Raw genomic sequence first — 203 nt, 5'->3', positions numbered from 1 at the left:
GTGCTGCTGGAGACGGCGTGGGAAGCCGTGGAGCGGGCGGGGATCGACCCGGTGTCGCTGCGCGGCAGCCGCACCGGCACCTACATCGGAGTCATAGCCCAGGACTACGGGCCCAGCGCGGCCGACGCCGGAGAGCAGACGGCCGGATACTCCCTGACCGGCTCCATGACCAGTGTGGTCTCGGGGCGGGTGGCGTACTCGCT

The 203-nt window shown here is 71.4% G+C and carries 1 protein-coding gene; it reads left to right on the top strand.

Annotated features, from left to right (window positions below; translation table 11 throughout):
* On the top strand, positions 1–203 hold a 203-nt coding region (locus LP52_RS25475; protein WP_157036485.1), incomplete at both ends, for a beta-ketoacyl synthase N-terminal-like domain-containing protein.

Origin of the sequence: Streptomonospora alba, assembly GCF_000826685.1 — a bacterium.
Classification (GTDB): domain Bacteria; phylum Actinomycetota; class Actinomycetes; order Streptosporangiales; family Streptosporangiaceae; genus Streptomonospora; species Streptomonospora alba.
This window is presented reverse-complemented; position numbering and strand designations above follow the sequence as displayed.